The sequence below is a fragment of the Bacillus sp. 522_BSPC genome (assembly GCF_001076885.1).
GTDB classification, from domain to species: domain Bacteria; phylum Bacillota; class Bacilli; order Bacillales; family Cytobacillaceae; genus Niallia; species Niallia hominis.
In genome coordinates, this window is record NZ_JVDT01000205.1 from 13,645 (window position 1) to 27,303 (window position 13,659).

General features: G+C 36.7%; 12 protein-coding genes. 8 read left to right on the forward strand and 4 right to left on the reverse strand.

Annotated features, from left to right (window positions below; genetic code table 11):
- The first annotated feature begins 85 nt into the window (after window positions 1-85).
- From zwf to ADJ83_RS17240, 6 genes are all read left to right on the forward strand, one after another.
- Window positions 86-1,558 carry a glucose-6-phosphate dehydrogenase gene (zwf, locus tag ADJ83_RS17215; RefSeq protein ID WP_031538334.1) on the forward strand — a complete coding sequence of 491 codons (1,473 nt, stop codon included), beginning with the start codon at window positions 86-88 and terminating at the stop codon, window positions 1,556-1,558.
- Window positions 1,559-1,756: 198 nt separating this feature from the next.
- Window positions 1,757-2,650, forward strand: coding sequence for a phosphogluconate dehydrogenase (NAD(+)-dependent, decarboxylating) (gene gnd / locus ADJ83_RS17220; protein WP_031538333.1), 894 nt, complete (start codon window positions 1,757-1,759; stop codon window positions 2,648-2,650).
- Between the two features lie 346 nt (window positions 2,651-2,996).
- Window positions 2,997-3,488, forward strand: a complete 492-nt coding sequence (locus ADJ83_RS17225; RefSeq protein ID WP_031538332.1) for a hypothetical protein — start codon at window positions 2,997-2,999, stop codon at window positions 3,486-3,488.
- Window positions 3,489-3,728: 240 nt separating this feature from the next.
- The gene (locus ADJ83_RS17230) at window positions 3,729-5,066 is read left to right on the forward strand and encodes a glucose-6-phosphate isomerase (RefSeq protein ID WP_031538331.1); all 1,338 of its coding nucleotides are present in this window, start codon (window positions 3,729-3,731) and stop codon (window positions 5,064-5,066) included.
- Window positions 5,067-5,270: 204 nt separating this feature from the next.
- Entirely contained in the window at window positions 5,271-5,855 is a 585-nt protein-coding gene (locus ADJ83_RS17235; protein ID WP_031538330.1) for a recombinase family protein, read from the forward strand.
- A gap of 70 nt (window positions 5,856-5,925) precedes the next feature.
- Window positions 5,926-8,874: a Tn3 family transposase gene (locus tag ADJ83_RS17240; protein WP_031538329.1), complete on the forward strand. Its 2,949-nt coding sequence runs from the start codon at window positions 5,926-5,928 to the stop codon at window positions 8,872-8,874.
- A gap of 137 nt (window positions 8,875-9,011) precedes the next feature.
- Here the strand turns inward: ADJ83_RS17240 and ADJ83_RS17245 are convergent, their stop codons facing one another.
- Both ADJ83_RS17245 and ADJ83_RS17250 read right to left on the reverse strand, forming a co-directional pair.
- On the reverse strand, window positions 9,012-9,296 hold the full coding sequence (locus ADJ83_RS17245) for a hypothetical protein (protein ID WP_031538328.1): 285 nt from the start codon (window positions 9,294-9,296) through the stop codon (window positions 9,012-9,014).
- A gap of 183 nt (window positions 9,297-9,479) precedes the next feature.
- Entirely contained in the window at window positions 9,480-9,794 is a 315-nt protein-coding gene (locus ADJ83_RS17250) for a helix-turn-helix domain-containing protein (protein WP_031538327.1), read from the reverse strand.
- A gap of 173 nt (window positions 9,795-9,967) precedes the next feature.
- Here ADJ83_RS17250 and ADJ83_RS17255 point away from each other — a divergent pair, with 173 nt between their 5' ends.
- Window positions 9,968-10,573, forward strand: a complete 606-nt coding sequence (locus ADJ83_RS17255) for a recombinase family protein (protein ID WP_031538326.1) — start codon at window positions 9,968-9,970, stop codon at window positions 10,571-10,573.
- A 298-nt stretch (window positions 10,574-10,871) separates the two neighbouring features.
- The gene (locus tag ADJ83_RS17260) at window positions 10,872-11,402 is read left to right on the forward strand and encodes a DUF6944 family repetitive protein (protein ID WP_031538325.1); all 531 of its coding nucleotides are present in this window, start codon (window positions 10,872-10,874) and stop codon (window positions 11,400-11,402) included.
- 227 nt (window positions 11,403-11,629) lie between these two features.
- On the opposite strand, the gene ADJ83_RS26070 is transcribed toward ADJ83_RS17260, so the two are convergent.
- Together ADJ83_RS26070 and ADJ83_RS26075 are read right to left on the reverse strand one after the other, a co-directional pair.
- Window positions 11,630-12,568: a multicopper oxidase family protein gene (locus ADJ83_RS26070; RefSeq protein ID WP_051640978.1), complete on the reverse strand. Its 939-nt coding sequence runs from the start codon at window positions 12,566-12,568 to the stop codon at window positions 11,630-11,632.
- Window positions 12,568-13,392, reverse strand: a complete 825-nt coding sequence (locus tag ADJ83_RS26075; RefSeq protein WP_201781405.1) for a hypothetical protein — start codon at window positions 13,390-13,392, stop codon at window positions 12,568-12,570. The genes ADJ83_RS26070 and ADJ83_RS26075 overlap by 1 nt, the downstream gene beginning before the upstream one ends.
- Between the last annotated feature and the right edge of the window lie 267 nt (window positions 13,393-13,659).

Consider the following 13,659-nt stretch of genomic DNA (forward strand, 5'->3'; position numbering starts at 1 on the left):
AAATCCTTGTTGTTTTGTAGGGAAAACGAAGAAAATCAGACATTTTTCTATTTGAAAATGCTTTGAAAAAGTGGAGGAATGAAAAGTGGATTCTATGACGTTTGTCTTATTTGGGGCAACTGGGGATTTAGCTAAGCGAAAAATCTACCCTGCCTTGTTTAATTTATATTTGAATCAAAAATTACCAGATTCTTTTTTGATCATTGGTGTAGGAATAGACGAAATGTCTGATGTTGATTTTCAAAACCATGTAACAGACTCGCTATACACTTTTTCTAGACACTTGATAAATGATAAATCCGAAAAACAAGAGTTTGTAAAGGCATTTCGTTATTGCCAGTTAGATTTCACGAATGCTGAAGGGTATAAGAAGTTAGTTGAAGTCGTTCAACAAAATGAAAAAGACCAGAGTATTGAAGAGAATCGAATGTTTTATCTTTCTGTTGCTCCTGAATTCTTTGATGTAATTGCTTTGAACATCAAGGAGAGTGGATTAGGCTCGACAAAAGGATGGAAACGATTAATGATCGAAAAACCATTTGGGCGTGATTTAAAATCTGCTCAAGATTTAAATGAAAAACTAAGCAAAGCTTTTGAAGAAGACGAAATTTTCAGGATTGACCATTATCTTGGAAAACCGATGGTTCAAAACCTTGAAGCTTTAGAATTTGCCAACCCTGTGCTGCAATCACTATGGAACAATCGGTATATTGCCAATGTGCAAATAACGGCTAGTGAAACGGTTGGTGTAGAAGAGAGAGCTAGTTATTATGAAAAAGCAGGGGCTATTCGTGATATGGTCCAAAATCATATGATGCAGCTGTTGATGATGACGGCCATGCATCAGCCAAAACAGATGAGCACGAACGATATCCGTACAGTGAAAAGAAAAGTTATGGACTCTCTTCGGCCTGTACAGAAAGATACTGTAGGTATCCACGTTGTTCGTGGTCAATATGGACCGGGGGAAATAAAGGGTAAACCTGTAGTCGGATATTTAGAAGAACCTGGAGTGAATGCTTCTTCCACAAACGATACATTTGTGGCTGCTCGTTTATGGATTGATAGTTCATTCTGGGATGGGGTGCCATTTTATATCCGGACAGGAAAAAGAATGAAGGAAAAGTCGACGCGGATTGTGATTGAATTCAAGAATCCAACGAAAAATGTGTATACTAACGAGAATCAATTTGCAGAACCCAATCTATTAGTTATCAAAGTAAGTCCAAATGAGGGTGTGTCGATGCAATTAAATAGCAAAAATTTAACAAATGGAAATTTGGAGCCGATAATTGTTGACTTCTCAGCAAGTACAAAAGACATACCAGAAGCTTATGAACTCTTAATATTCGATGCTCTGCGTGGGGACTCTACCTTCTTTGCTCATTGGGACGAAGTTGAATTATCTTGGAAATGGGTACAGCCCGTTTTAGAGGCGTTTGAGGAAAATGCCCTTCCACTCCACCTATATCAAGCCGGTTCGATGGGGCCACAAGCTGCTTCGCAATTATTGGAGGAGGATGGTTTTAAATGGTGGGAAACCAGGGGGGGAGTTTAATCCGCACCTCCCTGGAAGGCTATTGGTATGAAGAGAGCAAACCGAGGTTGGATTTGACAGATAATTGTTACGCGATTTACCCAAGGAACTTAAAGTATTTGTTGAATCCTTATGGTTCCATAAGGAGACCATGAAGAACAACAAATGGGTAGCATAATAATACACGCTATTTTTTGTAATTTAAAGGAGGAAACTCAAGTGAAAGTAGGATTAATTGGATTAGGGAAAATGGGTATGAACTTAGGAAAAAACTTAATTGACAATAAACACCGTGTAATGGCGTTTGATCTAAATACAAATACTATTGAAGAAATTAAAAAATATGGAGTTGAAGGAGCATCCAGTTTACAAGATCTTGTTCAATCATTAGAAAAGCCACGAGTTGTTTGGATAATGGTCCCACACTCCGTCGTTGATTCAGTTATTAGTGAAATCACACCATTTCTAAGTGAAGGAGATATCGTCATTGAAGCTGGTAATTCGCATTATAAGGAATCCATTCGTCGTTACGAACAGTTGAAGAAAGTTGGAGTGAGCTTTATGGATGCCGGTACTTCTGGGGGGATGGAAGGTGCTCGCTATGGTGCTTGTTATATGATTGGTGGAGATCCTGAAGCATGGAGCATTGTCGAGCCGATTTTTAGAGATACAGCTGTAGATAATGGGTATTTATATGCTGGGAAATCTGGTAGTGGCCACTTCTTAAAAATGGTCCACAATGGAATAGAATACGGAATGATGGCCGCCATTGGTGAAGGATTCGAAGTCCTGGAAAAAAGCGATTTCGATTTTGACTATGAAAAAGTGGCACGGGTGTGGAATAACGGTTCTGTCATCCGCTCATGGCTCATGGAATTGACAGAACGCGCATTTTCTAAAGATGCAAAATTAGATGAAATTAAGGGCATTATGCATTCTTCTGGGGAAGGGAAATGGACAGTTGAAACCGCTTTGGATCTTCAAACAGCTACCCCTGTTATCGCTATGTCTTTACTAATGCGTTACCGTTCATTAGACAATGATACATTTACAGGTAAAGTGGTAGCTTCCCTTCGTAATGAATTTGGCGGACATGCTGTGGAAAAATCATAAAGTCATCTGCTGTATATGTCTTTCGTTAAAATGAGCCGGAAATTCATTGGATTTTTAGTTTGGTATATCCCAAAAATTGGTAGATTTACTTAAGTCGTTGATAGTGCTAACTATGTTGATTGAAGCGGAAGGAGCGAGACTCCTCGAAAATGCATTCACATTTTCTCGTGCGGTGCCTATTCACGGATGATGATTCAACGTCCTGTGGGAAAAACAGGACAAGGGAGACCCCGCAGCCGCACAGCGCCGAGGAGGCTCCCGGCTCGCCCGCGGAAAGCGAGCACCTGGAGCCAACAGACAAGTTTAACAGAGCCAAAAAAATAAAACAATATTGAGGTGTGACATCATGAACGTATTGGATGCAAAAATCATTAACACACAATATGGTTTAGAAACCTATTTAGACATGGTGAAGAATATCGAAGTAAAAGAACTCCATTCTCCATCAGATAATGAGCCCTTTTATGAAATAGTATTAGGGATAGAGTATTTTCTTCTAAGGGACGGAAAATACTATGATAGTGAAAGGAATTATTTTCGGATTCAAATGAGCGAAGATTTTAATTCAATCACGTTAAGAGAGACAGATACCGAAAGTTTATTTGCTGTCAAAACCGAACACGAGAGAGACTCAACTAAGCTACTGGTTGGAGAATGGCTTATAAAAACCAATGCTTTCAAGCAAGTAATAAGTGAACTGATCCAACAAAAGAAAATGGAGAATGTTCAAAATGAGGGAGACACTCGAAAAGTATTAGGAACGATAAGATTCTTGGAAATATTACTTGAAATCAAAACAGAAGACATACTAAGTGCCGATGTAGAGAGGGACCATTGAGTTTTCTTAATACTAACTATCTTTTAATGTACGCTATTGATAATTACACGGTCCCACTAAGGATTTTTCAAAATTGAAAAGGGGGAGTTTAAATGTGTTTTTAAAAACTTCCCTTATATACTGTAGAAAAGGAGAATGCACTAACATGAAACGTTTTACTATGCCGAGAGATCTTTTTTACGGAGAAGGATCTCCGATTGAAGCAGCTAAGCTAAATTTGATTGAAAGGGGAAGTAATGTATGACTATTTCGTTTGATTACTCCAATGCATTAGCATTTATGAAAAAGAGTGAAGTAGATAATCTAAGTGAATTTGTAAAAGTGGCTCATAAAATGCTACATGAAAAAACAGGCCCCGGCTCTGATTATCTTGGTTGGGTCGATTTGCCACTAAACTATGATAAGAGTGAATTTGAAAGAATTAAACAAGCTGCTGAAAGAATCAAGAAACATTCAGACGCAATGGTTGTAATTGGTATTGGTGGTTCGTACCTGGGGGCAAGATCGGCTATAGAATCTCTGTCCCATAGCTTTCATAACCAGATGAACAATAAGACACATGTTTATTTTGCCGGTCAGAATATCAGTTCTACTTATATATCTCATTTATTTGAACTATTAGAGGGGAAAGATATCTCTGTTAACGTCATTTCTAAATCAGGAACAACGACAGAGCCAGCCCTTGCTTTCCGTATTTTCCGTGACTATATGGAGAAAAAATACGGAAAAGAAGAGGCGAGAAAACGTATTTTTGCTACTACAGATCAGAAAAAAGGCGCATTAAAAAAGCTTGCGGACGAAGAAGGATATGAAACGTTCGTTATTCCGGATGATGTTGGTGGAAGGTATTCTGTGCTAACAGCAGTTGGTCTCTTACCAATTGCCGTAGCAGGACTTGATATTGATCATATGATGGAAGGGGCAGCAGCAGCAGCCCGTAAATACAACAATCCTGATTTATTGACAAATGAGAGCTATCAGTATGCTGCGGTCCGAAATGTACTCTACAATAAGGGAAAAGCAATTGAAGTGCTTGTTAACTATGAGCCCTCCCTTCACTACGTATCGGAATGGTGGAAGCAGCTGTTTGGGGAAAGTGAAGGAAAAGATCAAAAGGGGCTATTCCCTGCTTCCGTTGATTTTTCAACGGATTTGCATTCCATGGGGCAATATGTACAAGAAGGTCGACGAAACCTTTTAGAAACGGTTTTACAGATTAAGAAACCTCGAATTGAAGTGACTATTCAGGAGGATCCAGAAAATATTGATGGATTAAACTTCCTGGCAGGTAAGACGATGGATGAAGTCAACAAAAGTGCATTTCAGGGTACCCTTATGGCCCATATAGATGGAGAAGTACCTAATCTCGTGATTGAACTGGATGAAATGAATGAATACACTTACGGTGAGATGGTTTACTTTTTTGAGAAGGCATGTGGGATTAGTGGCCATCTATTAGGAGTTAACCCATTTGACCAGCCTGGAGTCGAAGCATACAAGAAGAATATGTTTGCTTTACTTGACAAACCTGGTTTTGAAGCAGAAAAAGCTACTCTCATGGAGCGTTTATCAAAATAATTATATCTGATTGGTTTTGTATTAATAAAAAGATTGTTACCAAAAACCATATTTTTTGTAACAATATTTATGAGAAATACTGATGCTTGATTTTACTAATTTTATAGGTTACCAAAAATAATTACCAAAAGTTTTACCAAATACTTTTACAAAAATGATGTCTCTTGTACAATTAGATTATTAAATTGTGCAGGAGGCTTCTTTATGATAATCGGTTATGCTCGAGTTTCGACAGTTGACCAAAATTTAGACCGACAAATTATATTACTTTCTGAGTACGGCTGTGAAAAAATGGTTCAAGAGAAATTTACTGGGACTACAAAGGATAGAGATGGACTTAACTCATTGCTAGATGTAATAAGGAAAGGTGATACCGTTGTAGTAGAAAGTATTTCACGCTTAGGGAGAAAAACACTTGATATTCTTTCTATTATTCAGCAATTCGAGGATACTGGTGTAAAGTTCGTTTCTATTAAGGAGAACATGGATACAAGAACATCAACAGGAAAAGCCATGTTTCAAATGATGTGTGTCATCGCAGAGTTAGAAAGAAATTTAATTGTAGAAAGAGTTAAAGAAGGGTTAGAAGCGAGTAAAAGAAGAGGAAAAAAACTAGGAAGGCCTAAAGTGGATCAAGGGAAAATTGAAATAGCCTTGAGGATGTATGACAGTAAAGAATACTCGGTAAAAGAAATTGTAGAAGGTACAGGACTTTCACAGGGATCATTATATCGAGCGATTAATAAAAGAAAACTAGAGAAGCAAATTAAAAATCTCTTATATTTTTAGGGAATTATGTGACGGACTAGGGCAGCTACTCTGTCACCACCCCCAACTTAATTTGAATGGAGTTGGTAATTTGGCATCTATAGAACGTACGGCTTATCCAAGATTTAAAAAACGTCCTACTTCAAAAGAACTTCGTGATGTTTACTCCCCTACACCTGAAGAAAACCAATTTGCGCATAAAGTTGCTAGAGGACCTGTTTCAGTTCTAAGTCTATTAGTTATGTTAAAGTCTTTCCAACGACTTGGTTACTTTCCTCTACCGAAAGATATTCCTGTAGAGATCATGATTCATATTCGGACCTGTTTGAATCTCTCTGCTAGTGTTGAACCGAATTACAATAGTAAATCAATTTACCGACATCAAAAAGCAATTAGAGATTACCTCAATGTACGTCCTTATGGAAAAGAAGCCTTACATATTGCAACTACTTCAATTTATAAGGCTACACAGGTAATGGACAATCCAGCCGATCTTATCAACGTATCCATTGAAATATTAATAAAAGAAAGGTGTGAATTACCTGCTTTTAGTACATTAGATCGATTGGCTCGTCGTATAAGAACATTAGTGAATCACCAGTTATTTAATTCAGTATTTTCAAAATTGACTCCTGAAATTGAGCGAAAATTAGATCAATTACTAGTTACTAAAAATGATAATCGGACTTCTGAATATAACTTATTAAAAGAAATTCCAAAAAGCGCAACACTTTCGCATATGAAAGAAATACAAAATAGGTTACTTCTGTTAACTGATTTTATAGAAGAAATTGATAGCTTACTAGAGGATATTCCAAATTTAAAAATTAAACACTTCGCTTTAGAAGCAAAAGCGCTTGATGCATCAGAATTAAAAGACTTTAATTTAGCTAAAAGATATATGCTGCTACTTTGTATGATTTATCGCTCAAAAATTTCAGCTATAGATAGTTTGGTAGAGATGTTTCTCAAAAGAGTCAGAACTATACATAACAAAGGCAAAGAGGAGCTAGAACTTCTTCGAGAAAAACATAGATCAAAAACTGAAAATCTTATATCTGTTTTGGCGGAAGTCTTAAATGCCACAAGTATAAATGAGAACGATACCTTGACTGGTCAGAAAATAAGGGAGTTATTAGGGAGAAGAGGTGGTATCGACGCATTAAAAGAAGATTGTGAATCAATTTCATCATATAATGGCAATAACTACCTTCCTCTTTTATGGAAGTTCTATAAAAGCCACAGGAAAACTCTTTTTAGATTGATTAGTATGATTGAAATTAATTCAACCACACAGGATCAATCACTTTTAGAAGCTTTACAATTTTTACGTGATAATGAGAACCGAAAAATTGAAAATCTACAAATAGATTTGGATCTTTCATTTGCTAGTGAACAGTGGAAAAAAACGATTTATGTACCTAAAGAAAATAACTTAATCCATCGTAAACACCTTGAAATCTGTATTTTTTCCTATCTTGCAAGCGATTTAAAAACGGGAGACCTTTGTGTAAAAGGATCAGAGAATTTTGCTGATTACCGTGAACAGCTCCTTTCTTGGGATGAGTGTAAACCTATGGTAGATGAATACTGTAAGGAACTTGGCTTTTCTTCAAATTCAGGGGATTTTGTTCAACAATTAAAGCTCTGGCTAGGAGATACTGCACAAAAAGTAGATTTAAACTACCCTGATAACGGCCAGGTAATCATTAATGAAAATGGAGAACCAACGTTGAGAAAAATAATGAGAAAAGAACAACCTCAGACAAGTAAGGCGTTAGAGGTAGTTATTTCTCAACGTTTACCTGAACGAAATGTCTTAGATATTCTTTGTAATGTAGAACATTGGACAAATTGGACACGGCATTTTGGACCATTATCTGGTTCAGATCCTAAGCTTGAAAATGCAATGGAACGTTATATCATTACTTCTTTTGGATACGGATGTAATTTAGGACCAACACAGACTTCTAAGCACATGAAAAAAGCAGTAACCCCACACATGATTTCATTTGTAAATCGGCGACATATTAATGCATCTAAAATAGACGAAGCTATTCGTAATATTTTAAATCAATACAATCAATTTAGTTTGCCTAGACTATGGGGTGATGGAAAAACGGCTGCTGCAGATGGAACAAAATTTGATCTCTACGAAGAAAACTTAATCTCTGAATACCACATTCGATACGGAGGTTATGGGGGGATTGCATATCATCATGTTTCAGATACTTATATTGCACTCTTTAGTCACTTCATTCCATGTGGAGTTTGGGAAGCAGTTTATATTATTGATGGTTTGCTGAAAAATAAATCAGACATTCAGCCCGATACGTTACATGCTGATACGCAAGGTCAATCAACGCCTGTTTTTGCACTTGCACATTTATTGGGGATTAATTTAATGCCTCGTATTCGAAATTGGAAGGATTTAAAATTTTACAGGGCTGATAAGGACACAAAATATCACCACATTGATCAGTTGTTTAGTGATACCGTTGACTGGGACCTAATTGAAACACACTGGCAAGATCTGCTCCAAGTGGTTCTTTCTATAAAAGCTGGTAAAATATTACCCTCTACACTACTTAGAAAACTAAGTAACTATAGTAGAAAAAACCGATTATATCAAGCTTTTAGGGAATTAGGAAGGATTGTAAGAACTGTATTTTTGCTTAAATATATTTCTGATATAAAACTAAGAGAGCAAATTGGTGCTAGTACAAACAAAGTCGAAGCATATAACGGCTTTTCCAAATGGCTATTTTTTGGTGGCGATGGGATCATTTCAGAAAATGATCCAGAAGAACAAGAAAAGCGAATTAAATATAATGATTTAGTTGCCAACGCAGTAATATTCCAAAATGTATGTGATATAACACTTATTTTGTGGGAACTTTCTAAAGAAGGCTATGTATTTTCAAAAGAAGATATTGTCATGCTTAGCCCTTATCTGACTAGGCATATAAAACGTTTCGGAGACTATATGATCGATTTAGAAAATATTCCACAACCAATCGAGGGAGATATTCCTGTATAGTATATAAGAAAGTAAAGAGCAAGAAAGGGTTATAAATGGTAAACAATACCATACTATGACCCTTTTTTACATGTATCTCGGTCGTACCCCTTTAATAATTTGATTATTAGTACTCCTTGCTATCTTGTGATAAAAACCTACTGCTTTCTGTTTGTTCCCATTTCCTTTTTTGTTACTTTTGTTAATTCAGTTGTTAATTTGTCAATTTGCTGCTGCATCTTTTCAAACTTTTCATCTAATTCTTTTTGATCTTGTTTTTCTTTTTCTGAATTAATGATTTCCTCATCTATAACTGTTATCGCTTCTATAGTTGCAATGCCTTCTTCAATAGTAGTAAGAATAGCAGTTATTAGGGCAAGTCTAAGGCTAGAACTTATTGGCGATTGATCACTTTGTTCTGACTTTGAATTGGTATTATTCATATAATTGCCCCCTTTATCTGACATTGTTAGAAAGGTTTACATTAAACCTATGCTTTAGGTTCTGTAGTAATACATTTCCTTTGAATATTACTTACCTTGAATAAAATAGAAAAATAAAGGAATTTCAATTAGCAATTAATTGCGTAGTTCGTAGAGATTGTAAATCATTATCTTCACACCAAGCTAGTGTTCTTCGGTAAATGGAAGTAATTGAAATACCTTTGTTGGACAAGAATATTTTTTTACTTGGTCTTGGATTGCTAGGTCAACTTTCACTTTGCTCTTATCAGTTCTTTTCATTCGAACCAGTCCTCTTAAACCTAGTTCTTGATATTTCTGAATCCAATAACGCAAAGTGCGAATTGAAATGTTTTCCTCAACGCTAATCTTTTCTAAATATTTTGGCTTTTGTAAATATGGATAGATAATTAAATATTTTCTGTGTGCTTCCTCTAGTTGTATTTCTGTACATTGAGTTAAAGAATTTATTTTTTGCATTGTCTTTTGTCACTCCCTTTTTTTGGATTCCTGTCCATTGTTTCATATTTTTTATTCAATGTCTATTTAGGGTAAACCTTAAACAACCACTTAAGCATTATTGTTAAGATTAGGTTTTAAGTGTATGATTAGGGTGTCTATTAAATAGATTTGTAAAAGGAGAAAATTACGAAATGAAAGTTGCTTATGCTAGAGTTTCTACTGAAGATCAAAATTTGGAACGGCAAATTGAAAACTTGAAAAGTTTTGGCGCAGAAAAAATATTTACAGAGAAGAAATCTGGTGCTGCAGTAAATAATCGAGAGCAATTCCAAAAAGCTCTTGATTTTGTTCGTGAAGGAGATTATTTCATGGTTGAAGCAATTGATCGACTAGGAAGGAACTACAATGAGATTATTGAAACGGTTACTACTTTAAAAAATAAAAATGCAGGTTTGATCGTGACGAGTATGCCTATCTTAGCTGAAGCTATTGGAAACCCCTTGTTGGACCGATTTATGAAAGATTTGATTGTTCAGATTTTGGCGATGGTTGCAGAAATGGAACGGACAGAAAGTAAACGTCGTCAAGCCCAAGGTATAAAAATTGCCAAAGAAAAAGGAGTTTACAAAGGGCGTCCGTTACTTTATTCACCTAATGCAAAGAATCCACAAAAGCGATTAGTCTATCAAGAAGTCGTAAGAATGTTGAAATCCGGAACCCCAATTAAGCAAATCGCAGAAAAAAATGCCATTACTCGATCAACTGTTTATAGGATTAAAAAGGAGCTCGCAGAATAGAAATCTACGGGTTCTTAAACTATTTAATAGTAGTAGCGTCAGGAAATGCGGATTTACAACATTAAGGAAATTCAAATATAAAAAAAGCCTAATTTCTCGGTGTTGTAAGTGAGAAATTAGGCTTTTTTTACTCATGAAAAGCGCCCGATTGCTGAATAACTTAACTTCTATACATAAACACCCCCAAATTTTTCTCCCTACAACAAACTATTTTTTTTGCCATTTATCTAATTTTGGATACATCTGTAACAAAGCAACCTATAAATGTTTACAATAATTAAAAGAAGGTGTTCAAGTTATGGATAATGAACTGAAAGCAACGTTTGGTTCTTGGGTCCAAGCGATTGGAACAACCCTTTCAGCTATCGGAGCTACACCTTCCAAAAATATTTCCGATACTCTGCTTGGAGATTTAAATCTATGGGGAAATGTATTACAAGCAACCGGAAATTCATTAGTAGCAGATAGTGAAAAAAACTTTACCCTTGAAAAGATAGGCAACGAAATTCAGGCAATAGGAAATTCAACGGTCATTGTAGGGATATTAATAAATTTTAGCGAAAAAACAAAAAAGGAATTAAACATAAAAGGAAATTTACTTCAAGCAGTTGGTGGTGGAGTATCTCTTGCTGATGCTCTAGGCCGTGAACCTACTGTAAAAGAGCTTTACAGCATATATGGAAACCTTCTACAAGCAATTGGTAATGCATTACAAGCACTTTCAGGTATCAACGAACTAAGGAACAGGGAGGGGCAAGAACTGAATGTGGTCGGAAGTTGGATCCAAGCCATCGGTTCCATCATTTCAGCTTTAGGCCAAAGTAAGTAATTTTGAATATATAGTTTACATTGTAATGGAAAAGCGTATTTAGCTTGGATAATAAAGGAGATAAAATATGGATATCGAATCTAGTTCTATCTCCTTTTTGGGTATTTATTACTTAAATAGTTACAGGAATTACTTTTGGTAAGCTAGCGGAATAACTTATATTTCGAGTTCACCTTACTTTGCCAAAGAACAAAATTTATTTTGACCATGTTTATTTTTTTAGATCTTTAAGGCAATACCTTTAACGGTCTCATCATTTCATTATCCTCGTGTTCAAGCATATGGCAATGCCATACATATCCAGGCCCAAGGCTAGGGTCGAATGGAAAGGGACTGCCATCCTGGGAAGTAAACCGAACTCTTATCGTTGTCACTTCTCCCGCATTCATTTGTATGGTATCCTTCCACCCTTTCTCATTGAGTGGAGGTGCAATAGGTTGACCTTGTAAATATGCGTCTATTGGTGGTGTCTTAGGCTTAACAAAATAAGGTGGGGTGCTAGGAGGCGTCGTTTGATTTAGTTGCATCCAGTCTTTCAAATAAGCGTCAGAATGGAATTTCTGGCGGCTAACGAGCAGGAACTGAACGAGATGAAGATGGATTGGATGGGTGTCATCGGTAAGGTTAACAACTTGCCAATCTTCTGTCGTTCCTGCCTGAGGCAGCTCAGAAACGGGATTACCCCACAGTTGGCCATCTAACGTAACTTTCAAGGGACCATTAGGACCCTCCAGTTCGAATAAAGTCAAAGTTCTCGTTTTTGTTGGCTTTAATTGAGGAATGCTGTTAAGAACAGGTGGCAATTTCTTTGGCGGTAAGACAGTTTCATTTATGACTGTAAATTGCATAATTTGACCAACAGTTTGTGGGTCTGCCGGTGTTCCATCAGGGAACGGGGCGTTAGCAGTATTCGTTAAAATAACGGTTGTACCAGGAGCTAAAGTAGAGAAATCAATAAGGATATCTGCTCGTTCTGCCGGTGAAATCAAAAGTGAGGAAAGTTCTACAGCTTGAGGTAAATAACCTCCATCGGTGCCAATCTGGATAAATTTCTGTTTATTGGAAAGCTGTAAACGATAAAAACGAGCATTTGAACCATTCAGAACACGAAAACGGTATTGTTGAGGTTTGACATTAAGGTTCGGCCACACCTTACCATTCACCATTATCGTGTTTCCAAAAACTCTGGTACCACATAAGGATGAATACTTGGGTTAGCCCCCATATGATCATAGAAAAGAGAACCATCAGTATTAAAAGATCGGTCCTGAATGTTGAGTGGAATCTCATTTTCTCTACTAGGAAGAAACGGGACAATGGGGTCATTCATATCACGGAGCAAATAGAACCCTGTAAGCCCGGCGTAATTATTCAATCGAGTCATTCCCATGGTATGGTCATGATACCAAAGAGCTGTAGGCTGTTGTACATTGGGGAATGTATAGGTATTAGTTATGAAAGCCATACCGGTCCTTCCATCTGCAGTAAACCAAGCATCAGGATAACCGTCAAAATAAGATGGATGCTCTCCTCCGTGCAAATGAGGGACAATAGGTACTGGTTGCTGTGCTAGGGGAAATCCTGGTGGAAATGATGGAAATGGTGGTAGAGGAACTGACATGGAATTTGGATTTGCCCAATCGAGTGTCGGATCAACCGGAAGAAAATGGGGACCAGTAATGTTGTTTATCCATTGAACATGTACAGGAATTCCTCGAATGGCTTCAAATGTGGAACCTGGAGCACTTTTATAGTAAACCGCTCTTCCCGTGTACGGGTCCTGTATCATACCACTGTAACCAAAAACTTTCGTGGTACCGAATCCAGGCGGTAAGATTTGCTGCTGGAATTCACTTGCTTCAATTTTATACGCATGCCCGATCACTTCACCAGATATTGGCTGTCTAAGAATAGTAGGCATATATACCGGTGGGATAACGAGTTGATTTACGAATTTAGGAATCCTTTTAGGATCTAAAGGTTGTACCATTTCATCCTCTCCTCTTCATATCACTACGGTATATGCAGGAAAGGAGCATTTCATGCGTATATTCATACTAGAATAATCTATTTACTTGAAAACGTTCCTCAACAATCTGGCCCTTTAATGGAATATCATAACTGTTGTTTTAACCACTTAATTTTAAGTTGAAGAACTTTATTTTAACTTAACAGCTATCATTTTAAGATAACTTTTTTATTACTTATAATGCAAAATAGCGATTAAAATTGGTGCAAAATAACGTCTAAAGTGACA

Excerpts from the sequence above, each read along its gene's own strand:
- ADJ83_RS17225 (WP_031538332.1), top strand. The coding sequence starts at position 2,997 with ATGAACGTATTGGATGCAAAAATCATTAACACACAATATGGTTTAGAA.
- ADJ83_RS17230 (WP_031538331.1), top strand. The coding sequence starts at position 3,729 with ATGACTATTTCGTTTGATTACTCCAATGCATTAGCATTTATGAAAAAG.
- ADJ83_RS17235 (WP_031538330.1), top strand. The coding sequence starts at position 5,271 with ATGATAATCGGTTATGCTCGAGTTTCGACAGTTGACCAAAATTTAGAC.
- ADJ83_RS17245 (WP_031538328.1), bottom strand. The coding sequence starts at position 9,296 with ATGAATAATACCAATTCAAAGTCAGAACAAAGTGATCAATCGCCAATA.
- ADJ83_RS17250 (WP_031538327.1), bottom strand. The coding sequence starts at position 9,794 with ATGCAAAAAATAAATTCTTTAACTCAATGTACAGAAATACAACTAGAG.
- ADJ83_RS17255 (WP_031538326.1), top strand. The coding sequence starts at position 9,968 with ATGAAAGTTGCTTATGCTAGAGTTTCTACTGAAGATCAAAATTTGGAA.
- ADJ83_RS17260 (WP_031538325.1), top strand. The coding sequence starts at position 10,872 with ATGGATAATGAACTGAAAGCAACGTTTGGTTCTTGGGTCCAAGCGATT.
- ADJ83_RS26070 (WP_051640978.1), bottom strand. The coding sequence starts at position 12,568 with ATGGTGAATGGTAAGGTGTGGCCGAACCTTAATGTCAAACCTCAACAA.
- ADJ83_RS26075 (WP_201781405.1), bottom strand. The coding sequence starts at position 13,392 with ATGGTACAACCTTTAGATCCTAAAAGGATTCCTAAATTCGTAAATCAA.